The following is a 26,696-nucleotide window of genomic DNA, read 5'->3' as shown; positions in this document are numbered from 1 at the left end:
TTCCTGTCTAGGACTCGGCTGTTATTTTCTCCAGCTCCTGCTGAAGTTCCCTCAGCGAGGCAGCCAGATTCTGCTGGCGGCCGGCAATTGCCTCAATAAGGTCAAGAGCGTCTTCGTCTGCAGATTCCCGCAGAGACTGTGCTGCAGCAGCCAGACGATCGGAAATTCGGCTTTGTCCGATCTGCAGCCAGTCAAGCAGTGTTACCAGCGAAATGAAATGCAGGTCAGTGTATTCCGTGGGAAACACACCAATGTCTATTGGCAGCTCACGATCGATTAACAGCTGCACAAGCTCGCTGACATCCTCTCGTTGTCGGGCTGCCAAAAGCTGCAGTTGCTTCTCAATCGACTGGTGCGACACGTCAACCCACGGCCAGCTTTCTGCCACGTACTGCAGAAAACTGCGCGCCAGGCCAATCAGGGCCTCATTGATTATCGATGCTGTCGGCGGATTTGTCATGGAGATCCAGCTTCACGACCTAAAGAATCACATCCCGGAATAAGTACCCTATGGGGACGCAACAATTGCAGAAAAGATGCTACCGGCCGCTTCTCCTGCGATAACACTGAGCCCGTCTGCAATGATTGGCGCACATCCCAGCAGCAATACAAATGCCCCAAGCAGACCAATGTATATGTTTTCAAGATTTGGCAGCGTGACCGCACGCGCGTCTGCCGGACGCTCGTCAATGATCATCGTTTTCAGCACACGCAGATAGTAGAACAGGCTAATAACAGTATTCACAATCCCCGCGGCCAGCAAGACATACATCGACCAGTGCAAATCTCCGGCTTTGTAGACTGAACCAAAGATCATCAACTTGGCAAAAAAACCGCCAAACGGTGGTATCCCCACAAGACTGATCATACAGAACACCATACACACACACAGTGCGGGACTCTGGCGGATCAAGCCCGCATAGCTGTCTATTTCTTCGCTGAAGGTGTAATTGCGTATCAATGCAACGACGGCAAAGGCTCCCAGATTCATAAACAGATAAACAGCCAGATAGTAAAGTAAACCGCCAAGACAGGCATTAATTTCCTGACCAAGCGCACCGGCCTGGCTGCTGTTTTGCATCACCAGCATGGCGGAAACCGCCATCAACATATATCCGGCGTGAGCAATCGTGGAATACGCCAGCATCCGTTTAATATTGGACTGACCATAAGCAGCCAGATTACCAAAGGTCATGGTGCCGATTGCCACCACACCCAGACCGATGCCAAACGCGGTCATCAGTTCAGCGCCGGACGGATCACCAGATAAGGCCACTGAAAACCTAACCAGTAACGCAAATGCTCCGGCTTTTGATGCCACGGACAGAAATCCCCCAACTTCTGCCGACGCTCCTTCGAACGCATCCGGACACCAGAAATGGAACGGAACCAGTGAAAGCTTGAAGGCCAGACCAACCATGATCAGCATCGTACCCAGTGCGACCAGCCGTACGTCCGGATCACCCAGCCCGGCCATTCCGTTTTCCGCGACGATCCGCAGACGATCCGCCAGCAAACCCATGTCACCGGTTCCCAGAATTCCAACTATCAGGCTGACACCATACAGCATCACCCCTGCCGCACCTGCACCATAGACCACGTACTTGAGTGCGGCTTCACTGCTGGACCTGCGTCCTTTAAGAAAGCCGACCATGGCGTAACTTGGAACACTGGCCATCTCCACGCCAATGAACAGCATCAGCAGGTTGTTGGCACTGGCCATGATCATCATGCCGATCGTGGCACCCAGCAGTAATGTGTAGAAGTCCGGGGAATCTTCGTTATCCGGGATCCCGGTCAGAATTGTCAGCACTATCGTCAGCGCAAGGAACAGTGACAGAAAAAGACGAAAATAGACACTGAACTGATCATGAATCAGCATGCCGGTGAAAAACGTCTGCGACCCATCTGTGACAGTCAGCTGAAACCAAGCCGCAACCGTGGCAGCCACTGCACCAGCCAGAGCAAGAATGGAGGTCGGAATCACCCGGTCCATCGAGAGCAAACGAAACAGCAGCAATGCCACAATAGTGCCGCAGAGCCACAATTCTGCTTCAAAGTAACCAAGCGAATAATCGAGCGTGTCGTCGATCAGGTTTTGAATCAGCTGAGAAAACACGATCTGATCACCGAACTGAAAGTTGTTTTAACAAAAGACGCCACAGGTTCCCTGCCAGGGAGTTAACGCATAGCCTGCAGTTGCTGATCCAGGTATGCCGCTGCATGATCATAGCCTGCCTGCATATGTTCCGTGAGTTCCGCAACAGATCCGTTCATGATGCTGAACATGAGACCAGGGAACACACCCAGAAAGATTGCCAAAGCCAGCAGAATATAACCAACCGAAGCTTCACGAGGCGTAATTGGTCTGATTTCTTCTTCATGCGGCCCTCGGTATTCAGCTCCCAAATACACTCGCTGCAGCGCCCACAGGATATAGCCCGCGGTCAGAATCACTCCACTGGCCGCCACAATGGCCAATGCCGGACTGAAATTCCAGGTACTCAATACGACAAACACTTCACCGATGAATCCACACATTCCCGGCAAACCCAGTCCCGCGAAAAAGATCGCGACCGACAGGCCGCTGTACACCGGCATTTTGCCCATCAGGCCGCCAAACTCGTTTAGATTTCGGTGGTGCACCCGGTCATAGATCACCCCCACCATAAAGAACATACCAGTCGAGCTGATTCCATGAGCTACCATTTGAAACATCGCCCCATTGATCCCCATGTTCCACATGTCAGGATTAACAGTTCGACCGTCCGTAATCTTCCAGACTGCCATACCGATTAATACGTAGCCCATGTGACTAACCGAACTGTACGCCACCAGTCTCTTGAAGTCGGTTTGTGCCAAGGCCGCGAATGCACCGTAGATGATACTGATCACTCCGATTGCCACCAGAAACCACGCGGCCCAGTACGCACCGTACGGACACAACGGAAACGCAATACGGATAATTCCGTAGCCACCCATTTTCAGCAACACCCCGGCCAAAATCATGCTGATTGGTGTGGGTGCTTCAACATGAGCATCCGGAAGCCATGTGTGAAACGGCACGGCCGGCATCTTGATCGCAAATCCGATAAACAGCAGCACGAAGGCTGTGATCTGCATCTTCGGTGTGAGCCCGGTGGTCAGGTAATCGCTGTTGCCCGCAGCCACCTTTGCCAGCTCAATCAGATTAAAACTGTGTTGCTGCCCACCGGTAGTGAAGTACAGCATCAGCATGGCGATCAGCATCAACACACTACCGGCCAGCGTGAACAGAAAGAACTTGATAGCTGCATACTCTTTGCGAGGTCCGCCCCAGATGCCAATCAGAAAATACATTGGCAGCAGCATGACCTCCCAGAACACATAGAACAGGAAGAAATCCAGCGAGAGGAACACACCCATCATCCCGCTTTCCAGCAGCAGGAAGAGAATGAAATATCCCTTGTGAAGTTTATTGATGCTCCACGAGGCCACAGCTGCCAACATACTGACGAGACTGGTCAGCAACACGAGTGGTAAACTGATCCCGTCGACGCCGAGTCGGTAATACACGTTCCACGACGGAATCCAGTTTTTGACGACTTCAAACTGAATACCGGACTCACCGTAATTGAACTCGAGAGACAGCAGCAGAGTGAGCACAAATGTGATGATCGTAACCACCAGTGTGAAATTCCGCAGCTGACCGACAGCACGTCCGTCCATGAAAGCAAGCAGCAGGGCGCCAATGGCCGGAGCAAAAATTATGAGTGAAAGAAGGACTGTAGGGTTCATGAGTTAACCACAGCTGTTGGCTGGATATCAGCAGTTGACTAAAGAACAGTGCACTGGCCGTAAACTTCAGTTCGGAAACGTTGTAAATAACACGGCGAACAGCGCCACAACACCCACGACAATGAACATCACATACTGTCTGAGACGTCCGGTCTGAACAACCTTTAACAAAATTCCGGAAGAGAATGTGGCTCGACCGATCAGATTCACAAGCCCGTCAATAAATTTCTCGTCAAAGAAACGGTCCCATTTGGAGACCTGCACGATCAGTCTTGCTGACGAATGGACCAGGGCATCGATCAACGTACGATCGATCCACGCAAAAAACGCTGCAACCTGATGCATGGGTTTCATAAACAACGCGTCGTACAGCTCGTCGAAATACCATTTCTGTGACAAAAACTGATGCATTCCCGCCAGATGGCGTTTCATGTCATTCAGATTGACTGTCTTTGTGCCATACAGAACATAAGCAAGCAACGTACCGGAAACGGCGGCAACCAGAGCCCACATACCGGCTTCTGCATGAACCTCGTGAATGGCATCATGCCCTGGCAGAGCCAGGGCGCCGGCTGCGGCCGCGGACAAACCACCAGCCACGTGCCCCGGCTCACTGCTCAACAGCAACATGTACAGCGGGCCCTGTTCTCCACCAAAAGCACAACCCGCTGCAAACACAGCCAGTACCATCAAAGGTACCGTCATGATTCGTGGTGATTCATGAGCATGATCATAGACGTGCTGATCCCGCGGTTCTCCGTAAAAGGTATAGAACCACAGGCGAAACATGTAAAATGCGGTAATGCCAGCTGTAACCAGAGGCAGCAGAAACAACAAAAAGTGTGCAGGGTTGGCATGAATAAACGCCAGAGCCGTGGCCACAATGGCGTCTTTTGAGTGATACCCCGAAAAAGCGATCACGCCAGGAACAGCCAGTCCACTGATTGCGATCACGCCAATCAGCATCGTGCCGGCGGTAACGGGCATCTTTCGCATCAGGCCACCCATCTTTGGCATTTCCTGTTCGTGATGGCAACCGTGAATCACGCTTCCGGAACACAGGAACATCAGTGACTTGAAGAACGCGTGAGTAATCAGATGAAACAATCCGGCAGCCCAGCCAAACATGCCCAGCCCCAACATCATGTAACCAAGCTGACTAATCGTGGAATAGGCCAGCACTCTCTTAATATCTGTGGCGACAACTGCAATCGTTGCTGCAACAAACAGAGTAATGGCACCGACGTAAGCTATTGTCAAAAGGACTTCCGGCACAAACATCGGATAGAAACGGCCCACAAGATAGACACCTGCGGCCACCATCGTTGCTGAGTGAACGAGTGCGGAAACGGGGGTTGGCCCTTCCATCGCATCGGGCAGCCATGTCTGAAGAGGAAACTGCGCACTTTTGCCGATACATCCGGCGAAGACTCCAAGTCCGGCTACGACCAGCAAGCTGTACGGAATCGATTTGGACTCACCGCTGTGCGTATTGACAACGACTTCCCCCAGTTCATCGGCAACGACATGACCAGCCGAATCTCTCGGTAGCAGATCAAACAGCTCGCTGAATTGAAATGTACCAAACCATGTCCAGACAACCATGAGTCCGATCAGAAACCCAAAGTCTCCGATACGATTCATAATGAATGCTTTATTGGCTGCGTCGCCCGCAGACTTACGCTCCGTGTAAAAACCAATCAGCAGATAGCTGCAAATGCCGACCAGTTCCCAGAACACGAAGACCTGAAAAATATTTCCTGCCAGAACAAGGCCCAGCATTGAAAAACAGAACAGCGACATATACGCAAAAAACCGATAGAAGCGACCTGGACGACAAACATGACTGCCGTCGGCCGTGTGCGCAAAATGATCTTCGTATTCATGAGTCAGCTCATCACTCATGTACCCAATCGCAAACAAATGGATACAGGTTGCAATCAGGGTCACCATCGTGAACATCACGAGTGTCAGACCGTCGATGTAATAATCGATCGACACGACCAGACTACCGAAGACACCCAGGGTATACAGTGTTCCGCTGTAAATCGCAGGAGCAACATCATGTTCTGCGCTGCCGGACTCCGCAGTGTCCGTCAATGCAGTCACCTGCCAGCCGGAGCTATTCGTTACAGCATGGTGTTGCTGCTCATGAACCGAGTCGTCGTGGTCGTCGTGAATGTGTTGATCATCTTCGGAATGATGTTGATCCGCACCATGCCCGCCGTGACTGTCCAACACGGCCCATTCGCCGGCCTGTCCCCACGTCAGCAAAGCAAACAGACTGCAAAGAAATCCGGTTCCGATGCACGCAACCGCACACCAGGCCGGCCATTTTGTGACCGCGCGATCGCCTGTTTTGCCGTGGAGCAACTCCACAGCAAAACCCAGCAGCGGAAGCAGCCAGGCGATTGTCAGCAGTGTTGGTATAAGCACTTCACCAACCATCGGTTATTCGCATTCGATACTGAATGACGATGAATCGCCTCCCTCTCGAAGGACTCAGCCTTTCAGGCTGTTGGCTCGATCCACATCAATCGTCAAGTGGTTATTGTAAAAATTGAGAGCAATTGCCAGGGCAACGGCAGCTTCAGCAGCCGCCAGCACAATCACGAACAGTGAATAAATCTGACCATCGATACCCAGAGTCGTATAGTGAGAGAATGCAACCAGATTCACATTGGCCCCATTCAGCACGAGCTCGACACCCATCAAAATCCCAATTGCGTTGCGTTTGGTGGCCATGCAAACCACGCCGCACACAAACAAAACCGCGCCAATCATCAGATATCTGCTGAGGGTGGGCTCCATAGATTCAACAATCACTAACTGAACAACTGGTGTCCGACAATGAACAGCCTTGTACCGGAACGAACTCAGGAATCACGACGTCGCTTTGCCCGAGCCAGATAAGCGGCTCCGATCAGCACAACGAGCAAATGCACAGAGACAATTTCAAATGGCAGTAAATAGCCTGTATGCAACTCACCGGTTTCAGCTGCACCCCGATCAGGCCTTAAACTCAAAAGACTCATACCGATTGTTCTCAACGTATTACCGTCTGATCCGGAATCGAACGCAGATACCTCACCTGTCGTCCCGCCGGCAGCGGCAATTTGCTGATTTGTAACGTCCCAGTCGATTTCGCTTTGAGACGAAATCACAATAAACAAAAACAACAGACCCAGCATTGCCGCCATCACGGTCTCGCCGGGTGACGTTTCAATATTCAGATAAGGGCCACTTGACGTAAGCATCACGGCAAACACCAGCAGGACCAGCGTACCACCAACGTAGATCAGCAACTGAGCCGCTCCCAGGAAGTCGGCATCGATCAGAAAGAACAACGCGGCCGTGCTTCCCAGTGAAACGATCAGCCAGAACGCCATACGTACCATTCTCTGGCTGACAACCACTGCGATCGCGCCCAAACACGCCATGAGAGCAAACAGAGTAAAGAACAGAGACTCGCCAATCATCGCGACACGTCCTCTACTGAATGGCGTGTCACGAAATGACCGACCTGCGCCGAGGACGCAGAATCCTCTCCCTCCACCCCGGTCTGGTGACCTGACGAACCGGGTTCCAATTCACCGGATTCCTTATCGGTTTCCAGAACGCCGGTGACCGGCTGACCACCTTCAATCGCCTCAGCGACACGCTCACCGAGTGGTTCATTCCAGGTTGTCCTGTCCCCCAGCCCAAAATGCAGAACCAGCGGCCAGACAATCGCCCCCAGGAACAAAAAACAACTGATCGGAATAAGATATTTCAGACATACGGTTATAACCTGATCGATCCGGATGCGTGGCACCGTCCATCTCAGCCAAACCTGGATAAACACGCCAACGGCAGCCTTTGCTGCAAAAACACCGGCTCCGACAACACCTGCCAGATAGCTCCCCGCACCCTCACCGGCACGCATTTCGGAAAGAAATTCGTCGGCTGCGGGCAACCCTGTACTCCAGCCGCCCAAAAACAGAATTGACGCGATACCGCACACAGCAAACATGCTGGCATATTCCCCCATGAAGAAGAACGACCATCGCATACCACTGTATTCGGTATGGAATCCGCCAACGAGTTCGCTTTCTGCTTCAGCCAGGTCGAAAGGCGCCCGCTTGCAACTGGCCGTCGCCACGACGAAATAAACGAAGAAAGCAATGAACGTGAAAGGATCGTGCAACAGAAACCAGTTTTGAATCCCACCACTTTGCATATCACCAATTTCGCCCAGATTGAGCGACCCGGCGGCAACAACCGGAATCAACGCACAAATAGCCATGGGAATTTCATAACTGACCATCTGGGCGGCTTCTCTCATTCCGCCAAACAGCGACCATTTTGACGCGCTGGAATAGCCGGCCAGAATGATTCCAAAAACTTCCAGCGACATAATTGCCAGCATGATGAACAGACCGCAATCTGCGGCCACGGCAACCCAGCCTTCACTGAACGGCAGAACAATAAATGCTGCAAACGAAGACATACAAACGATGTACGGTGCCGCGTTGAACAACATGGAATCTGCTGCCGGAGGACACAGATCTTCTTTTTGAATCAGTTTGACCCCGTCGGCCAGAGACTGCAGCCAGCCAAATCGCCCCCCCACTCGCGTGGGCCCCAGACGGTCCTGAATTCGACCGGCAACTTTGCGTTCCAGCCAGATCAGAAAAAACGGGCACAGAGAAAACACGCCGAACAGCAAAGCCATGTGGATCAATGCAGCACCGACGTATTGCCAGCCTTCCAGGGCAGCATTCTGCAACGACTGCGGAACAAGGTCCTCCAGAAGCTCTGGTAGCGATTGTGAGGCGAGTGTCAGAAACATGCGGTCCTGTCCGCCGTACAAACGTGCACTGGGGCACTGCGGAGAGAAGTAGGATAGCCCGATATCGGTGGAATCGCAGAAACGTTAGCGATGGACAGGATGTTTGCCCGCCGCATAACCAAACGAAGAAGCAGACTTACACCCGTCCGGCTCCGAAACTATGACAAATGCGTATTTCTGCTGCAACCAAGTGCCTGACCGTTTCGGACGGGCGGGAACAGTTCCGAATCGTGGCCTGACCTGCCAGGACGAGTTCCCACTTGTGGGAAGAAACATACAATAATGGAACAGGTTGCAATGATTTCGAATGTTTCGCTGAAAACCCTCGAATCCGAACGCCGTCGGGCAGGGTTGGTATGCCCCGTGATGCAAGTGACCTCTTTTTACAAACAGGGCTGCCGCACACCGGGCACTGGCCGTGTGCGGTCGGCAACTCTCCTTTGGCGGAAATATCAATCAGAACAGGACGACATGTCCAACCGCTGTCCCGCAACGATCACCAAATGCTGTGTTGTGATTCCATTCAGCAGCCATGATGATTTCGGTCTCAGATTCGCTAATGTTCCGGATGAACGGCAACTTGCTGTCCGGCGTCTGTCACCTGCTACCACACATTGACTGAAACGAGATCACTCAGACACTGGTTCCCGTTATGGAAGGCTGTTGAAATCAAATCCTCCCTCAGTCCACCTCAGGAAGCCAAACCGAGCCGTGTCCAATCCTGCTGAACGTCCGCTTGTGTTTCACAGTGTGCGTTCAGATAATCATCGTGGGCACCCGGTTTCGCACTTTGCGATCATTGTTCTTCGCATACGTTATCGAATATCCGGTGATTTGCTGAATTTGCTGCAGTTGCAGACTGCGTCACGCACTGGTTCGAAGCGTCTATTTCAGACGCAAAGTTCGATCGGTCAGGCTCATGTGTTGTCGTTCACCTCGTCCCTGGACACAGGTGACCATCGAGGATCCGTTCCATGAAGATTGTCGTTTCCGATCCTATCGGTTTTAAAGATGAACACATCTCGGCGCTCATCGATGCAGCCGGTGACGGTACTGTTGTGCTGCCCGCGGAGCAGGACCTCGTCTCCGAAATGGCTGACGCGGATGTGTTCATGGGCCATCACTCACCGGAGATTTTCACACCGGCACCAAAACTGAAGTGGATTCAAACGGCTGCTGCCGGACTCGACATGATACTGACTCCTGACGTCGTCAAACGTGGACTGATCGTCACAAATGCCAGCGGGCTGCATGCGGCGCCGGTTGTGGAAACCGCATGGGCCCTGACACTGGCTGTCTCCCGTCACCTGAAAACTTTCCAGCAGCGGCAGAACGAGCATGACTGGGATCCGTTCATCCCAGATGATCTGGACGGCCGAACGGTCGGCATTGTAGGCCTGGGCGGGATCGGGCGTCGTTATGCCCGGGTCGCCGCTGCCTTCGGAATGCGCGTCATTGCTGTCGATCGGCATTCTCCCCCCAAACCCGACGAGGTGGAGTCCCTTCAGGGACTTGAGCGACTGAATGACCTGGTCGCCGAAGCAGACGTCCTGCTGGTTTCCTGTCCGGCCACTGCAGAAACACAGGGACTGATCGGGCCCGAGCAGATCGCGCTGCTCAAGCCAAACGCAATTCTGGTCAATATTGCACGCGGCGGCATCGTCGATGAACCGGCCCTGATCAAATGTCTTAAAGAAGGCCGCATCATGGGTGCCGGACTGGACGTGACGGCCGTTGAGCCACTGCCGAAAGACGATCCACTTTGGGAGACACCGCGTCTGATCATCACACCTCATATCGCAGGATGGTCGGGTGACCGCTCAAGGCGTCTGATGGAATTCTTTTGCGACAATCTGCGTCGTTACCGGTCCGGGGAACCGCTCAGAAACCTGGTGAACCAGTCGCAGGGCTACCCGGTCCCGGGAACCTGACATATGGCGGAGCCAGCCGTTAAGACTCGCAGGAAACCACCAACGATTCACGCATCAACTGCTGACGCGGCAGGCAGCGGATCTGTCCAACGAAGACAAAATCTCATGACAGCGCTTCAAGCGGTCCAACTCCGATGGTGGTGTTGACCGTCAGCGGATACTCCTGCAGCAGCGACCGGATCTGTGCTGCTCCGATGTTCCGCACAATCCCCAGATCATCGGCGACAGAACTGTACTCACCGCGATAGACCCAGTTTCCGCCAAGCGATGATAAACGCCCCATCGGTCGTTCTCCTCGCAAAACGATGCGGGATGCAACTTTGTTGCGCGCCTGTTCGAGTTCCTGTTCAGTAACACCATCACGGTTCACAAGGTCAAATATTTTCTGCATCCGCTGCAGATTTTCTGACGTGTGTTCCGGATTGCAGCTGAGATAAGTCATCCATGTTCCTGCCCCGTCATACTCGTTGTAACCCAGTTCGGCAGCATCCGCATGACCTGGATACACGATATCCCAGAACATTCGACTGCCTGATTCATCTCCAAGAATCACCGCGAGAAGTTCGGCCGCGAATCTCAGCGGATCCGACGCCAGCGGCGCCTGACCCATCTGCATAACATGCTGGTGGCCGCTTCCGTCTTTCACAATGAATTCGCTGCGTTGCCGGGGTTCAACCGGCGGCAATCGGCGTGTACAGGTGCCGGAAGGAATCGATCCGCAGTATTCCTCTGCCAGACTCAGCACTGACGCGAAGTCTGTGTTGCCGGCAACGGCCAGTGTGATATTGGCAGCATGATACTGCTGTTTGTGGTACGCCCGCATTTGATCGGCGGTCAGGTTCGCAATGCTCTCATTAGTTCCGAGAATACTCTGTCCAAGTGGATGACCCGAAAAATGAGTTGCCATGACGTTGTCATAAGCCGTGAAGGACGGCATGTCTTCATACATGCCTATTTCTTCAAGGATAACGTTTTTTTCGGTGTCAAAGTCGTCCTGACGTAATGATGGCTGCATCAGAATTGACAGCATTTCCATGGTGGTTGTCAGGTATTCCGGCAGTACAGCAGCGTAGTACGTTGTGACGTCTTCGCCCGTGGAGGCATTATAGCGGGCACCCACTTCGTCGAAGATTCGATTCACATCATCAGCCGAATAGTGATCGTTCCCCTTGAAAGCCATGTGTTCCAGAAAGTGACTAACCCCGGAGACTGAATCCGTCTCGTCACGCGCACCGGTGCGCACAAAAAATCCTGCGGCGACACTGTGCACAGACGAAGTGAGTTCAGCAACGATATTGAGTCCGTTGGAGAGCTGGTGCCGGTAAAACTGCATTGGTGGTATCCGTACGTCGGGCGGACCCGACAGAATGTGAGTCATCGAAATGTCAGATGTGAGCGGACCGGAGAGCTGTCAGGTCACTCCAGTCTTATCAACGGTGAATCAGCCCCGGTCCCTGAATCCAGGTCACTCCTGAAAACACAGGTCGGTCACGTCCATCGCTGTACTGACAACAAATGAGGTTGGTTTTCTGGTATGTTTTACACGGCCGTCGTCGCAGACTGCAGACAGTCCGCATTGAGTGGTTCCGGTCCGATCGTGACCAGTACGATTTCTTTTGGAGCATACTCCACCGTGTAGTCATGGACGTCCTGGACTGTAATTTTGTCAACGCGGTTCCGTATCTCATCCGGCATGAGCACCCGCCCCAGATGCCAGGTATCACGCGCAAGTGACGAGGACCGTGACATGGTCGACTCCTGCTGCATAATCAGGGAGCTCTTGGCCTGGGCCTGACAGCGACGGAGTTCATCAATCGTGAGTCCCTGATGCAGTCCACGGATTTCTGCCACTGTTGCTTCCAGTGTCTCCTGAGCACGTTCGGTGGTAGTCCCCGCGTAGCCAAACACTCTTGCTTCGTTCTTGAGTGTGTTGAGTGACGCAGATACGGAATAACACAGGCCGCGTTTTTCGCGGACGTTTGTGAAGAGCCGGGAACTCATACCTCCACTGAGAATGCTGACTGCCGCCCACGCATCAAAATAACGTTCATGGCCGTACGGAACACTCGGCCACGCCAGACCAATATGGGTTTGAGCCGATTCATGATTGATATGACTCGGAGAGGACTCACACGGAGATGTGCTGATATCTGCACCTTTGCCACCGGTCCATGAGCCAAAGGAGGATTCAATGGCGTCACCTATCCGGGTGGGCGAAATATTCCCGGCAACACCGATGATTGTTTCCTGTGGTCGCGCATATGTGTTGAAGTGCCGGCGAACATCGTCGCACGTGATCCTGTCAATATCCTCCAGCGTACCACCCGACGGATTCCCCCAGGGAGCGTCGTAACTGCAACGTCGCAGGTACTGTCCCAATCGCTGCTGCGGTTCATCTTCCAGTGCGTGCAGTGACTGCCTTACAAGATCCTGCGCCGACGCAAAATGCTCATCATCCAGATGTGGATTCGTCATCACAGCAGCAAGCAGAGGAACCGCATCAATAATGCGGTCGGCAGTCGTGGCTGCCGAGAGCGTCAAATGACTGAGTCCCGGTGAGACGCTGCGCTGAACGCCGAGATTATCCAGCGAGGCAGACAACTCCCGAGTCGAATAACCGCCGGCACCACGAGTCAGCATTTCCGACAGGAGTGCCGCCGTACCGGACCTGCCGGGTTGATCATAGACACTTCCGGCAGGCTGCAGGATCGTGACTGCAGCAGACTGAACGTCTGCCATTTGTTCGACAACAACCGTCACCCCGTTGCTGAGTATCTGAGTCGATACACAGGAATGCGTCATAGGAAAACAACCTCAACCGATAATCGGGCGGAATCCACAAATCTCAGATTCTGAAGAGCGGTCAACGCGGGATATTGAAATCACCGCCAAGACTTCTCCAAATCGAATGCACATGATTCGCCTGATTCTGCGTGTTGTTGTATTCAATCACAAAAGTCGGTCCCTGGACCACGTAGTGATGGGGTTCATTGATTTCGGAACCACCCCGCCACGCAAAATAAACATTGTCAATCCCGCCGTCGTGGATTTCTTTTGTGCGTTTGGCAACGATGCTTGCCGGCATCGCCGCGAGGTACTCACCGATCAGCTCTTTCATGAGTTTTTGCTGCTCGGGATTCATCCGGCCAAATGCCAATCCTTCAGGTTCATCAACTTCCGGCTGAGCGGCACCAGCTCCCCGGATGTCTTTCGGCGCCTTGGCAGATAGCAGAATTTTGGTCTTATCACCGGTTGACGCAGCTTTCAATATGGCCCGGGCAAGGTCTTCACGCCGCCCCAGTACTCGCAGACTGCGTCCCGGCCCTGCATCGATAAGCCCGGGGTTCGCGCCGAAGAATTCGGGTGTGGAACTGAGGATCTCACTCCCCTTGACCGTGTAGTTCAGTGACAGGTGGTGCCCTTCAAAACGCCAGCCCCAAACGGCGTCCCCTGACGGATCGCCGAAGATACTGATGTAATACCTGTGTGGATGCCTTTTCATGCGTCGTTCCGCTTCGTCGCCGGATTCAAACAGATACAGAACTTCTTCCAGGCTGCGGACCTCGAGTGATGTTTGATATCCCGCGACCGTGAGTCCCGTTGCCACCAGCGCTTCTGCACTCGTCAGAGCCTTGCCGTCAAGATCCCATAATCCCAGCCCAAGACGTTCACGAGGAATGAAATGCCAGTTAACCCGTTCCTTATCATCAAAATCGAATTTGGTCGTCGCTCTGTGCTCATTGGACAGTGAACTCAGATAGCTGGTGGCCGCTTCCGCCATGGCCAAACCGGGCTGATCACCGGCCACCGCTGAAGTCCCGGCCATAAGAAGTCCTGTCAGCGTCATTGACAGCAGTGGAACAGTTACATTGCGGAACGTCATCGAAAAAGAATCCTCTTCTGAGTTTCTGAGTTTCTGAGTTTCTGAGTTTCTGAGTTTCTGAGTTTCTGAGTTTCTGAGTTTCTGAGTTTCTGAGTATTCAGGGTGCGGTATCTGGAATTTAAGACCAGATCAACCAAGGAGATCGACAATTAAATAAATCAACCAGGAGGCCACGTCAGACTGCGACCGCCCATGATATGAATATGCAGATGAAATACGGTTTGGCCACCATCACGGCCGGTGTTAATCACGGTTCTGTAGCCGTCTGCCAGCCCCAAAGTCGCTGCGATCTGAGGAATTTTTAACAGCAAATGACCAGCCAGCACGGCATCAGAATCATCAATAACGTCCAGTGACTCGACGGGTTTCTTGGGAATCAGCAAAACATGCACGGGTGCCTGAGGATTCACATCGTGGAATGCCAGGCACAACTCATCTTCGTAAACAATATCTGCTTCGATTTCGCGATTGATAATTTTTCTGAAGATGGTCACGCGGTTAAGAACCCTTCTGCCGTGAGCGTTGTCGGTTCAAAGATTAGCAGGTCACGGACCGAACGCCAGTAACGAACCGGCAATCTCCCGCCCGAATCCGGCTGCAAGGGTGGTCAGCAGGAATTCTCGTTTTCCGTCTCGCCCGATCCTGTCGCCGGACTTGATTTCAGTACTTCCGGAGTCAGACGATCTATGATGCCATTAACAAACGCAGCAGAATTAGCAGAACCGAATTCCTTTGCCAGCTCAACTGCTTCATTGATTGCAACGGGCGATGGCGTACCCAGATAATGCATTTCGAACACTGCAAGTCGCATCACATTACGGTCCGTCGGAGCCATTCGTCCGACTCGCCAGTTTTGCGAAGTCTTCTCAATCAGACTGTCGATCACTGACCGGCGGGCGCGCACCCCCGCCACAATCTGCTCCGCGAATTCCGTGAGTTCCGGATTTGGCAATTCCTGTTTAATTGAATGATGCAGCTGTTCCTGCGAAGCATCCGGGTTCAGGTCGATCAGATAGAGCATCTGCAACGCAGTTTTTCGGGCATCAGTGCGGCGCGGCATTGGACAATCAGTCATCAGTTGAAAGGAACAAGCCGGTAACAGGGAATCAACACCCGACAGGAACGCGATAAAGACTCGCTGAAGCATTCCGACAATTTAGGCCGTCAGGAAATCCCGTCAAGCAGGATCAAACCGGCAGCAGGAATTCAGCGGAGAACACAAATTCAACACCGAAACCATGTCTTTCATAAAGTGTTCGGTTCCCCGGTATTCCTGTGGAGAATAACGGATTCCTCATCACACCTGCCGGATTCTCCAAACGATACGGAATAAAATCCCCAACTGCGGTCACGTCCGTAAAACCACACATGACCGTTGCGTCGCAGCGATTGCAACCGTAGCCAGCGGACTCATGTCGGACGAAATCAGATTGCCGGTAACCGATGGAGGAATCATTCGTCGGTATCGGACATCGTACTTACCGGCTTCCGTACTGTGAAACAGTTCAATATGAGCTGTGCTTCGCAGCAGGGTTTTGTGGTGCCCCCTGCTGGTTCGGTCCGAATAAATCTCCGCAACGTTACCGATGACAAAACAGCTGTGGTGTGTCACTTAACTGAACAGTTTGTGAATTTCTGACGGCCCGATAAACTTAGAGGATTCCAGCAATTCGGCAGGTGATTTGTTGCCTCGTCCGTTTTTTCAGTCGACAGCCGTGTCTGTCCGTCGAATAATCGCAGCCTTCACCTGTCGCAGGTTCCCCTGACAGTGAACCACCTGCAGTCTGACTCGAAGCACCTCAAACGAAGTCGCGACGTCCAGGAGCATCTGATGAAAACCATTGTCGGAATCTGTGTTTTGTTCATATTGATGTCCGTCGGGACCGCGGCAGCAGAATTCGAATCAGGACTTCAGGTGGGTGATTCGCCAGGTGCCTTCTATGTCAATGACGTAACAGGTCCGAATGCAGGAAAGGCGTTGTGCTACAAATGCCAGTATGGTTTTCGACCGGTCGTCACCATTTTCACCCGCAGCATGAACGAAAGTGTTAAGAACCTGATCAAACAGATTGATTACGTTGTCGGTAAAAACCACGAGGAACACCGAATGGCGGCCTTCGTGGTACTGCTGAGCGACCAGCCCCGCAACCATGAAAAAATGCTGGTGGCCGCAGCAAAGGAAATGAAACTCTCACATACCCCACTGACGACATTCAGAAAATCGGCTGGCCCGCGAAGGTACAGCATCCACAAAGATTCTGATGTCACGGTAATGATGTGGGTGGACAACGACGTGACGAGCAATCACGCTTTTGCAAAGGGAACACTGAACGACGATGCGATCCGACAGATCATCGCTGCCACGTCAAAGATCCTGAATTGACCCACTCAGGACAACAATGACCCAGCACAACAAATCACCAACGTCTGTTCGCTGTGACTTATTTCCTGGCGTCAGCAGGTTCGTTGATGAGCCTGAGCTCGCCACGACTGCGATCGGCAGGATGTGACTGCTGCGATGGCATCTTACGGACAGCGACACAGGTATTCTGCGTGAGGACTGTCGATTACGCGTCTGAAGGTTTCGCGAACTGTCCCTGACCGGTGTCAAAAAGATCATATCCGCGGCAATACCCGGATGTTCCGGTCCGTGGATCAGCCGGAGTGTCAGTTGGTCGAATTGATTCGAACAAAGTACCAACGAATTCCCGCCGGCGAATCCGCAACATAAAATTCCCGGATGGCAGCGTTTGTACTGTTGTCTACTCTTAGCTCAAACGTCTCGCCTGTCTCACTGACACCGCGGTAATCACCTGTCGCCATGCCATCCGGTCGAAACTGCGTCACAACATGCCGATTGTCGGATATCGAGGTTTGCACATGTCGGGTAACTGAGGCCTCTGTCAAAGAACGAACGATTGTTCTTCGATCGTCACCGGTACTGACGACTGCTGAAACGGACTTTTGTCGCAGTCGCTGTGCAAGGTACTCCTGTCTGTACGCCTGGTCACCGTTCCACGCGACCATGAACAGGCCGACAGCAAGCATCAGGAGTAAAATTCGGGCATTCATCAGTCAACGTCCGTTCCTGGTCAAAGTTTCCTGAAAGACTTATCGACAGTCGCGGCATGGCGGTTCGATCGAATTTTGGCAGGAGAATGATGCGCCAGATGATCCGGCCAACTTTAACGAGAGGACCGGTTGCTCCGGCAGTGTGATCCTGCACGGCATGATCAGGTTAGAAAACGGAGCACTCACACTGAATTACAGGAAGTCGGAATAATTGGCAAAATGCTCTGTCAGGACACATAACCAGGCTCAGCAGCCTGACGACCGATCAACAGATTTAACGGGGCGGCTGTCCGGATTATGACGGAGTACCTGTTCAGGTCCGGACTGGATCAGATCCCGTACGATTCATCGCCGGGTAACATCACATCCTGTTCCTCCGAAATTGGAGCCCGTGCTTTTACCAGGACGACCTTCATTCCGGAAACCGTCTCAATGTTTGGCAGATGGTTGATTGGAACGGGCTTACAACGCGGAACTCCCTGTCGACGGAATACGAGATCGACAAATTTGGCGCAATAGTATTTGTCGTCGTCCGCACAAAAATGTTCGTCAAACGGAATTTGATCGTTATATACCTGTCGACAGAATCTGCTCACTTCCGGGACATGTACTGCAACGTCTCGATCAGGCCGCCTGAATGCGACACGCCGGATCTGATCTCTTGACAGGTACCAGTCAAGTTGTTTTCGTCTCGGCCCGCCGCAAGCACAGTCACCTTCGGACTGCCGCTTAGGACAGTAATCCGGGAATCACTTCACCGCCATCAACAACTTTCATCGGCCGACCCAGCGGGCTGATATTTTCATGGTTTGCATCAACCTTCATTGAACGACAGATTGTACGGAACAGGTCATGAACGGTGACCGGGGAACGCTCTACGGACGTACCATTCGCCGTTGACGCCCCGTACACCTGTCCTCCCCTGATTCCACCACCGGCAATTGCTGCGCTGAACACTCGAGGATAATGATCGCGACCATTTCGAGGATTGATTCTTGGCGTGCGACCAAATTCGCCCATCCAGACGACCAGTGTCCGATCGAGCATGCCGCGGTCTTTGAGGTCTGCAATCAGCGTTGCGGTGGCGGGATCAACAACGCCGGCGTTCCCCGCACATTGTTCGAAATTGTTCTGGTGGGTATCCCAGTTGCCGGAACGGACTTCAACAAATGTCACACCGCGTTCCACCAGTCGGCGGGCCAGCAGACAGCCTCGACCAAAACTGTCATCGCCATAACGATCGCGAAGCCCGCTGTTCTCATCTGCAATGTCGAATGCTTTCACTTCAGGACTGAGTACCAGGCGGGCACTTTTGCGATAGATCGCCTGGTGCGATTCGACAAGCTGTTTCGCACCCGATTCAGAGAACTCGGTTTCCAGTCTTTGCAGAAGTTTCCTGCGGCGGGCAAACCGGTTACGGGATGTCGGAAGCGCGACATTGGCCGGTAACTTTCCTGGGTTGCCTACTACGAAAGGTTCATAGTCCGTTCCAAGAAATCCCGCCCCCAGAGTACTTCCGATTGATACAAAAGATGGCAACTCGCTTTCTGGATTGCCCAGCTGCTGAGTAACGCAGGCCCCCAGTGAAGGATGTCTGACGCTGCCGGCCGGCAGATAACCGGTGTGCATCTGGTAAGTCGCACGAGGATGACTGCCTTCCTTATTTGTCATGGAACGAATGATGGCGACATCATCCATGACTTTTGCCAACTGAGGAAAATTGTCGGCAATGCGAATTCCCGGCACAGAGGTTTCGATCGCTTCAGTGGGACCGCCATTCTCCGTACCGGGCTTGGGGTCCAGTGTTTCAAACTGGCTTGGGCCGCCCCGCATCCACAGCAGAATCATCGAACGACCTTCACGGCGGAGTGACTCGGCCTGATCGGCCATGAGTTCGTGGAAGCCCGAAGTACCGGCAGCAACTGCCGCACTGGAGACCAACTGGAGAGCACGTCGCCGAGTAAAATGGCTGCCTGAGACACTGACCTGGTCAACGAAATGGGTACTCATTACTGCGCTCCGATGAATGCTGCCAAAACAGGAAATCAATCAAACAATGAAACGGAATTCCCAATAACTTCAAGAACTCTTCACAGAGTCCTGTGTCATTCGCCGGCCCACAGCCGGAAAACCACATCTTTAACGCTTTGTTCGAAACTCACTGGAATTCAACAACACCCATAAGACGTCCTCCAGCGCTTCGGTACTGCCGACGGTGTCCTGCAGAAATTCACGGCACACGGCCAGTTCTCCGGTCGTCGGTTCTCGTCCAAGAACCGTCAGATATAATTCACAGACAGCTTCCTCGTCAGAGGACACCCGTTGTCGAATTCCGGCAATCGGACTGTCAGAATCTCGTCCGCTGATCAGTTGACTGATTTGCGGTGAATTCATCAGAAAGAGCGCCTGAGGTATCGTGCCGGTTACCTCATCGCGCGGTGTTGAGGGGTCAAAACCGAAGGTGGCAGCTATCGCGCTTCGCCCGGGATCTCCCCGATCAAACCGTCGTCGACCTTCGACAGGAAGCCGCATACCGTCGACACCAAGGGACTGACACAACACAGCGTACAGCTGATCAGATCTCAAAACGGCCGGTTCCAGATACGCAAATCCCTCAACATCAGTCCTGATTCTGCGTTGATAAACATCCGTCGCCACGATGGTCTCAACCAGCCACTTCAGGTCATAACGACTGCTCACAAACCCCTCGCAAAGAGCTTGCAGCGCGGCTGGGTGACTGGCTTCGCGATCCGGACCGATATCATCCACTGGTGAATAGAACGCAGTTCCGGTCAGTTCTGCCCAAATCCGGTTGACAACGGCCTTTGCAAACCATTGGTTTCCCCGACTGGTGATGAGATCGGCGGCAGCCGATCGACGGTCCAGATCATCTGAACCTGACTTGATTTTACGACCGTTCAGAAAAAACATCGGATCGACCTGGGTTCCTTCCAGGGCAGGATTCTCCAGATCAGGCATGAAATGTTCTGCGCTTCCCCGACCCGGTCGGTTATTTCCAGGGGGTTCGGCTGTTCTAATTTCTTCCAGCGTCAGTTTTCCATCACCGTTCCTGTCAGTGCGCTGCATGATTTGATCGTTGGAAAACAGTCGTCGCAGCGGTGACTTCTGAGCCTCGTTCCTTGAAATCAATCCATCTTCGTTCCTGTCGAGTCGCGTCAGCAGAAACTCAGAGACGCCCCGGCGTCGTCGCTGATTCCCGTTCACCGACGCAACAATAAAAGCGTTGCGAACATCCATCGAGCGATCTCGTCGTACACTGACACGGGGAAAGAATGCGACCAGTTCGTGAAATTCTTTACGTTTCCAGCGGTCCCACGGATGGTCGTGACAATTGGCACACTGAATCTGGATCCCCATGAACAGCCTCGAAGCCTCGGCAGCCACCTCCTCCGGCTCCCCTTCATGTGCGAACAGTAGCGCTGTTGCCCCGTTTTCTGTGACCTGCCCGGTAGCAGTCAACAATTCTTCGACAATCTGATCCCACGGGCGGTTACTATTCAGCTTCTCAGCCATCCATTTTTCAAATGGCTGTCGGACCAGTCCGGAACGAACATTCGTTGCCCGAAGCAATATCGCGTCGCGCCAGTACCGCGCCCAGTTTTCACCATATTCCGGAGAATTCAGAAGTCGTTTGACTGCCTCCATTCGCTTTTCAGACGAAGGATAGAGCCCAAACCGAGTGATTTCTCCCGGTGTGGCCGGGCGGCCGATCAGGTCCAGTGAGATTCGGCGCAGAAAATTTGCATCGTCAATCCGGTCTACGCTCGCAGCAGAATGATCGGCATAAATCAGTCGGTCAACTTCGGCTGACTTTCCCGCCGAACCGACGGACCGTTCAGCTGCCGTACCGGATGTGGCAACGATGACAGGAATGACGGCAAGGTAAACAATTCTCACGGAGATACCTTTCTTGTGTCAGATCACGGCCTGCACCAGACAATGAAGGCTCTCATCGAGCCTGTGCTGAGCTAAACCCGCCGGGGCGGTCACAGTGTCGAAGAAAACACGCAAAACGGGTCAGGGCCAATTAATTCTGTGCCTGAGATGTCGGTCGACACACCCCGTCAGCGAAGACGAAATCACCGTGATCCGTCGTTTTCCGGAGAAAATGGCCGGAGTTCCTTCGCGTCGTCCTGTCTGTCGTCCTGGACCCGAATTCTGAATGTTGTGAATTCAGGTTCGCTGCCACTGGCTGAAACATCAACGACAGCAATATGCTCTCCCGCATCAGAGGCACGCACCTTCAGCATCTTAACGCGACTGGTGTTTGGCTCGAGATTGCGAATGATCAAAGAAAGTCTCCGATTGACATCATCGTCCCTGATATCCCGGTGAGACAACCCACGCGGCAGCTCAACACGAAGCAAGACCTCGGCTGCTGTTTGTGAACCCACATTACTCAGTCGAAACGGAATCTCAACATCGTCGAATAACCAGGCGACCTGGGGGAAATCTTGCATGGTGAGCCGCACATCCGGCCGGCCTGTCGGATAGTCCGTTTGCCGTTCCGACCCGACGACAACCTCAGAGGAAACCGCCGCAACTGCTGAAATCACGGTTTTCGGAGGCGGAAACAAACGACCGGAATCGGACCTCACACGAACTCGCAGAATTTTTTCATTCAGCGGAAGAAGGCCGTCAACAACCCAGGTCACCGTTGAATCACGACAAACACCCTGCTGCCCAACGGACACCGCCTCCAGCGGATACGGAAGTCGTTCGTGGATCAGCAAACCACTCATTTGCTGCGAAGACTGATTCGTGATACTGATTTGAATGTCGAACAAATTTGTACCATCTGCGACAGCCATACTCTTTTGGATGTGCAGATCACTGGCACCGACATCAGTACCAGGCACAATACTTACACGCGACCTGACAGCATCAAGTTCGTCAACGCTGGCTTCGTGCACCGAAAACAACTCTGTCGTCAGGTTCGAAAAATTAAGGCTTCGATCAGGAAGCCGATCTCGAAGTTTCCAGTCATCCTGCCGCGTAAATCTGAGTTGACGCAGCGCTGATTCAATTTCGTCTTTTAGTGTTTGGGATGTTGTAACGACCCCGGAAGTCTCCACGATGACGTCGCCATCGTACTGTTCCTCTCTTTGCCGTGAAAACTGTGGTGTTCGAAGGCGGGGAACAATCCGTGTTTCGGGTTCGAGAACCGCCATGTCACTGTGGTTTCCGTCGAAGGACTCCGAATTCCCGTCCGAAAGATCGTCGAGATCCTCAAATCCTCGTCTGAAGTAATCCCTCCCGCGAACCATGTCGATCGGGGACAGTACAGCATTATCGGAAGCAGACCTGCCCGGTGTACCGGTTTCCCGGCCTGGCAGCAGATTCTGGCTCAGGATCCGGTCAACGTCCGGTCGACGATTTGACGGTTCCTGATGCACAACATGAGAGTCAGGAAGAGTTCTGCGTCGGATTGAATCATTTGGCCGTTCGGTCCATGGCTGAGACTGAATTTCTGTGGGCCCGTCCAGGCTGCCTCCCGCATTCATCCGTCCGGAACGTTGAAACAGATTGGCGGCCGCCTGTTCTGCAATTCCTCCAAACAACATCCATGCGACGATCAGAACTCCGGCACTTCCCGAACTGACTGCCAGCACCCACCAGAGGTGTTCCAGCACAAAGCACCAGACGCGATCGACTCCCTCGCACATGCTGTCCCACAGATCCGCAATGAACTCTGAAAGTGCGGTAAACCAGCGGCCGTAAAAACCACCAAAAACACTCAACTGCTCGCCAAAGATCATCACCAGCAGCAGCAGGAACAGCAGGAACACAAATCCGAGTACGACATTCATTTTGCGGTCAGTCTCCCTGTTGATTTGACGATCACATGCAGGGAAAAAGTTTCAGATTGACACCGGATGCAAATTGCCCAGGGTTCTGAACTTGGGGTGGTTTAGCAAAATCGGACAATTCGGTGAAGCGGAGTCTGCCAATGTCCACATAACCATTCGTCCCATCGACATAGGCCCTGTGGTCGCCAGCAACATGCCGGACGTGAAAATACACGGGCCGCTAATCCAGCCCTGATCGATTGCTTTGCGCTGTAAAACTGAACTGACTCTATTGTCTCCAACGTCGCGCACGGTCGTTAATCCGGACTGACATTTTCTGATGGACCACGCCATCATGACCATTGATAAAGCGACCTGCATGAATGATCGTTTCTGCGAACGTGTTGGCACTGAATCCGGCCATCAGTAAAGATGCTCGCAACATTTTTCTGAGGTGCATCTGTGTTTCTGCGGACTCTTTCGCTGCGAAATCACCATGGAACAGCCCATGATCATTACACCGTAATTGCAAATATACACAATATCCGGCAGCATGGACGGGGAAGGGATGGATTCAATTCACTTTACAGCATCGTACGGAAAGGTCACCGGTAAACAGGCCCCGTGAAGAATCCTGTACATCACTGGAAAACGATCCTCACCGCGATCTGCGGAACCTCAAATCATCCGGAACTCGTTTACGCAATCACCATTCGGTGACAGGAAGACATCGGGCATCAACTGAGGGTATCATACTTGTGTTCAATCAGTCTGATTACCAATGCCTTGATCGTTGTGTCAGTTAACCCGTCCACCTGTCCGGCAGGGGAGATCAAAAAGATATGCCAGCCGGCAACACTGACAACATTGTTGTACTTTTCAAGGGTGGACGGCTGCCCTCATGGTACGAGTTATCCGACACAGATCAGCGTAAGTTCTCTCAAATTCATGTTGACCTGATGCTGACGGTGGCCGAGAAGCACCAACTGAGTCGGCTCGAAGGATTTCGCCTCATCGGCCCCCAGGACAACTGGCAGCGTTTCTGGCTGATTGAGTTCCCTAAGATAAAAGGTGCCGAGCGGTGGATTCGTGCAGAGATGGCCCCGCCGTATGGTCGCTATGGCTACTACGAGTATTTCTTATCGCAGCAGTTGCAGCCCGACGTGTTCAACGCATGGGGCCCCCGACCAGTCTCTGCGACTGTTCCTCTGACTGTCGATCCCCACAATGTTCCGGAGTTGTGGACGGACAGGGACAGTATCGTCGTGCTGATGTTTGCTCGGTACAGGCCTGGGGCAGAATCACTCTCAGCAGACGTTCGTGGCGATGCCCAACACGGGCAACTCATGCAGAGTATCGCCCGCAAATACGGATTGATACGCCTGGAAGCCTTCCAGCTCCTCACACCGCAGAACGACTGGCACCGAGCTTGGATTATCGAACTGCCGACACTGGAAGCTGCCGAAGCCTGGATCGAAGGTGAAGAGTGTCTGCCCCACGGAATGTATGCACAAAGAAAGATATTTCTCACCCGAAAGTGGTCACCGGAGTACTTCGCCGGATGGGTCCAGACTGACTGAAACTCACTGATTCGAATCACAAGCAGACAACAATCCGGACTCCCGGCGAAACTGACTGACGGAAAGGCAGATCGATGACACAGAGTGACAGCCGAAGAGACTTCATGAAAGGCGCTTTTGGTGCCGGGATCGTAAGTGAAACGGGTTTAAGTACAGGCAAACCAGACAACGCTCCTGATCCGAATACAGCGCCGGATTCTCCGCCACAGATTATGTTTTACCACGACGGTCGCCACCCGTTGTTCTACATGTACGAACCACCGATGCAGAAAGAGGAATGTGAGGCCGCCGTTGATGAACTGGCGGGAACACCGGTCGAAGCACTGATGTTTTGTCTGGGTGACGGGCGAACGATGATGCACGACACGAAGGCTGGCGAATTATGGGGCCATAACGTGGATGCCTGGACGCACCAGATCTTCCGACGCACCTACCAAAACGCCAAAGGGCTGATTGATCAGGGACATGACCCACTGAGAATCGTCTGTGAGCGGGCTCACGAAAAAGGCATGCGGCTGTACCCTACGCTTTTGATGCAGCTTGAAAGTGGAGTGCGTGGCGGTCGTGGTTATGACATCCGCAGTTCAAATTTTCGGCTGGACAATAAGCAACTGGACATCGGCGGCGGCAAAGTCCGTCAGGATTTCCCCGGTTACAACTGTGCTGACTTCAAACACCGTGAGGTCCGGGATGAACGGTTTGCCATCATCAATGAAGTATTGACTCAGTACCCGGTTGACGGGATTGAGCTGCAGTTAAATTTTTGGCCGTATTATTTTCACCCGGACGAAGTCACAGCGGGTCGAAACATTATGACCGAATGGATTGCACGGGTGCATGAAGCCGTCAAACGCAGTGGCTCGCAACGGGAACTGGTCATCAGCATTCCGTCAAACATTGAAACGTGTCTGTCCCGGGGACTGGATCCACTGAAATGGATTGAACAAGGCATCGTGGATGTGATCGTCGCCCACAAGCTCGCGCAGCCTGAATTGATGGATCCGAACGGAACCTTCCTCGTTTACGAAGGATGGCTGCTGGACGATATCAGCTCACTTGTCAGGTCAGCCGGCAACTCGCAGTGTCGCATTCATGCTGCCATTGACAGCCACCTGGATTCCGATCGACTCGCAGAAGCTCCCATTGAAATGATCCGCGCGGCAGCCTGCAGTTTCTGGAAGTGTGGCGTCGCCGGCCTTTATATCTCTCAGTGGCACGGCAACTGGCCCTATGATGCTTCATTTTACGAAAAGCTGCGTGAACTGCCTCATCCCGACATTATGGGCGCCAAAGACAAGTTTTATCATATCCCCACCACCGCAGGCCGCTTCAACAACCGTGGGTTAACCAGACAACTTCCTGCGAAGCTCGAAGTCAGTCGACCGGTTGCCCTGGAACTGGAGATTGCTGATAACCTGCCGCGATGGGACACTGCGGGGCGTGTGCATGACGTTTTACTGCGATTGCGAGTGATGAATACCACGGAACTCGACACACTGAACTTCCGTCTGAACGGAATGCTGCTGCCTGAGACATCGCTTCGCAGAATCAACCAGATGTATCGGATGAGTGCTCCGCGTTATCGCACCGGATCGGGATACTGGTTCATCTTCCGACTGAACCGCGAACACTGGCCGCAAAACGGCAGGAACAGCATTGAAGTGACGCTCACTCGCCGTGACCCGGAACTGACTGATGAAATTTTTGTGAGGGACGTGGAACTGGAGATTAAATACCTGATGGGGAAGAATTTTCATCGAGGTCAGGATCTCGACGTCGGTCCCTCAGAAACCAGCGGAGTTTGACAGACCG

21 protein-coding genes are annotated in these 26,696 nt (G+C 53.0%); 4 read left to right on the top strand and 17 right to left on the bottom strand.

The window, feature by feature from the left end:
- Positions 1–7: 7 nt before the first annotated feature.
- The 7 genes from MK110_12830 to nuoH all read right to left on the bottom strand — a co-directional run bounded on the left by MK110_12830 (position 8) and on the right by nuoH (position 8,608).
- The gene (locus MK110_12830; protein MCH2212182.1) at positions 8–460 is read right to left on the bottom strand and encodes a hypothetical protein; all 453 of its coding nucleotides are present in this window, start codon (positions 458–460) and stop codon (positions 8–10) included.
- Between the two features lie 48 nt (positions 461–508).
- Complete coding sequence (locus MK110_12825; GenBank protein ID MCH2212181.1) at positions 509–2,119, bottom strand: NADH-quinone oxidoreductase subunit N; 1,611 nt, start codon at positions 2,117–2,119, stop codon at positions 509–511.
- Between the two features lie 62 nt (positions 2,120–2,181).
- Positions 2,182–3,777, bottom strand: a complete 1,596-nt coding sequence (locus tag MK110_12820; protein MCH2212180.1) for an NADH-quinone oxidoreductase subunit M — start codon at positions 3,775–3,777, stop codon at positions 2,182–2,184.
- Between the two features lie 66 nt (positions 3,778–3,843).
- Complete coding sequence (nuoL, locus tag MK110_12815; GenBank protein ID MCH2212179.1) at positions 3,844–6,213, bottom strand: NADH-quinone oxidoreductase subunit L; 2,370 nt, start codon at positions 6,211–6,213, stop codon at positions 3,844–3,846.
- A 66-nt stretch (positions 6,214–6,279) separates the two neighbouring features.
- Positions 6,280–6,588, bottom strand: coding sequence for an NADH-quinone oxidoreductase subunit NuoK (nuoK, locus tag MK110_12810; GenBank protein MCH2212178.1), 309 nt, complete (start codon positions 6,586–6,588; stop codon positions 6,280–6,282).
- A 65-nt stretch (positions 6,589–6,653) separates the two neighbouring features.
- Positions 6,654–7,256, bottom strand: a complete 603-nt coding sequence (locus MK110_12805; GenBank protein MCH2212177.1) for an NADH-quinone oxidoreductase subunit J — start codon at positions 7,254–7,256, stop codon at positions 6,654–6,656.
- Positions 7,253–8,608, bottom strand: a complete 1,356-nt coding sequence (gene nuoH, locus MK110_12800) for an NADH-quinone oxidoreductase subunit NuoH (protein ID MCH2212176.1) — start codon at positions 8,606–8,608, stop codon at positions 7,253–7,255. The genes MK110_12805 and nuoH overlap by 4 nt, the downstream gene beginning before the upstream one ends.
- A gap of 974 nt (positions 8,609–9,582) precedes the next feature.
- On the opposite strand from nuoH, the gene MK110_12795 reads away from it, so the two are divergent.
- Positions 9,583–10,539: a D-2-hydroxyacid dehydrogenase gene (locus tag MK110_12795; protein ID MCH2212175.1), complete on the top strand. Its 957-nt coding sequence runs from the start codon at positions 9,583–9,585 to the stop codon at positions 10,537–10,539.
- A gap of 103 nt (positions 10,540–10,642) precedes the next feature.
- Here the strand turns inward: MK110_12795 and MK110_12790 are convergent, their stop codons facing one another.
- The 5 genes from MK110_12790 to nusB all read right to left on the bottom strand — a co-directional run bounded on the left by MK110_12790 (position 10,643) and on the right by nusB (position 15,482).
- Positions 10,643–11,917 carry an insulinase family protein gene (locus MK110_12790; GenBank protein ID MCH2212174.1) on the bottom strand — a complete coding sequence of 425 codons (1,275 nt, stop codon included), beginning with the start codon at positions 11,915–11,917 and terminating at the stop codon, positions 10,643–10,645.
- A 161-nt stretch (positions 11,918–12,078) separates the two neighbouring features.
- Positions 12,079–13,341 (bottom strand): insulinase family protein, encoded by a 1,263-nt coding sequence (locus MK110_12785; GenBank protein MCH2212173.1) that lies wholly within the window; start codon positions 13,339–13,341, stop codon positions 12,079–12,081.
- Positions 13,342–13,402: 61 nt separating this feature from the next.
- Positions 13,403–14,422 (bottom strand): DUF3500 domain-containing protein, encoded by a 1,020-nt coding sequence (locus tag MK110_12780; protein MCH2212172.1) that lies wholly within the window; start codon positions 14,420–14,422, stop codon positions 13,403–13,405.
- A gap of 158 nt (positions 14,423–14,580) precedes the next feature.
- The gene (locus MK110_12775) at positions 14,581–14,916 is read right to left on the bottom strand and encodes a histidine triad nucleotide-binding protein (protein MCH2212171.1); all 336 of its coding nucleotides are present in this window, start codon (positions 14,914–14,916) and stop codon (positions 14,581–14,583) included.
- Between the two features lie 113 nt (positions 14,917–15,029).
- A complete protein-coding gene (gene nusB, locus MK110_12770; protein MCH2212170.1) occupies positions 15,030–15,482 on the bottom strand; it encodes a transcription antitermination factor NusB in 453 nt (150 codons plus the stop codon).
- Between the two features lie 771 nt (positions 15,483–16,253).
- Here nusB and MK110_12765 point away from each other — a divergent pair.
- A complete protein-coding gene (locus tag MK110_12765) occupies positions 16,254–16,805 on the top strand; it encodes a hypothetical protein (GenBank protein ID MCH2212169.1) in 552 nt (183 codons plus the stop codon).
- Between the two features lie 284 nt (positions 16,806–17,089).
- Here MK110_12765 and MK110_12760 read toward each other — a convergent pair whose 3' ends face one another.
- From MK110_12760 to MK110_12740, 5 genes are all read right to left on the bottom strand, one after another.
- Entirely contained in the window at positions 17,090–17,494 is a 405-nt protein-coding gene (locus MK110_12760; GenBank protein ID MCH2212168.1) for a hypothetical protein, read from the bottom strand.
- Between the two features lie 329 nt (positions 17,495–17,823).
- Complete coding sequence (locus MK110_12755) at positions 17,824–18,090, bottom strand: hypothetical protein (GenBank protein ID MCH2212167.1); 267 nt, start codon at positions 18,088–18,090, stop codon at positions 17,824–17,826.
- A gap of 133 nt (positions 18,091–18,223) precedes the next feature.
- Positions 18,224–19,504 (bottom strand): DUF1501 domain-containing protein, encoded by a 1,281-nt coding sequence (locus MK110_12750; GenBank protein MCH2212166.1) that lies wholly within the window; start codon positions 19,502–19,504, stop codon positions 18,224–18,226.
- Positions 19,505–19,633: 129 nt separating this feature from the next.
- On the bottom strand, positions 19,634–21,412 hold the full coding sequence (locus tag MK110_12745; GenBank protein MCH2212165.1) for a DUF1549 domain-containing protein: 1,779 nt from the start codon (positions 21,410–21,412) through the stop codon (positions 19,634–19,636).
- 182 nt (positions 21,413–21,594) lie between these two features.
- A complete protein-coding gene (locus tag MK110_12740; GenBank protein MCH2212164.1) occupies positions 21,595–23,325 on the bottom strand; it encodes a hypothetical protein in 1,731 nt (576 codons plus the stop codon).
- Positions 23,326–24,146: 821 nt separating this feature from the next.
- Here MK110_12740 and MK110_12735 point away from each other — a divergent pair.
- Positions 24,147–24,884: a hypothetical protein gene (locus MK110_12735; protein ID MCH2212163.1), complete on the top strand. Its 738-nt coding sequence runs from the start codon at positions 24,147–24,149 to the stop codon at positions 24,882–24,884.
- A gap of 74 nt (positions 24,885–24,958) precedes the next feature.
- Positions 24,959–26,689 (top strand): hypothetical protein, encoded by a 1,731-nt coding sequence (locus MK110_12730; GenBank protein ID MCH2212162.1) that lies wholly within the window; start codon positions 24,959–24,961, stop codon positions 26,687–26,689.
- Positions 26,690–26,696: the final 7 nt, after the last annotated feature.

Origin of the sequence: Fuerstiella sp., from assembly GCA_022447225.1 — a bacterium.
Lineage (GTDB): Bacteria > Planctomycetota > Planctomycetia > Planctomycetales > Planctomycetaceae > S139-18.
This window is presented reverse-complemented; position numbering and strand designations above follow the sequence as displayed.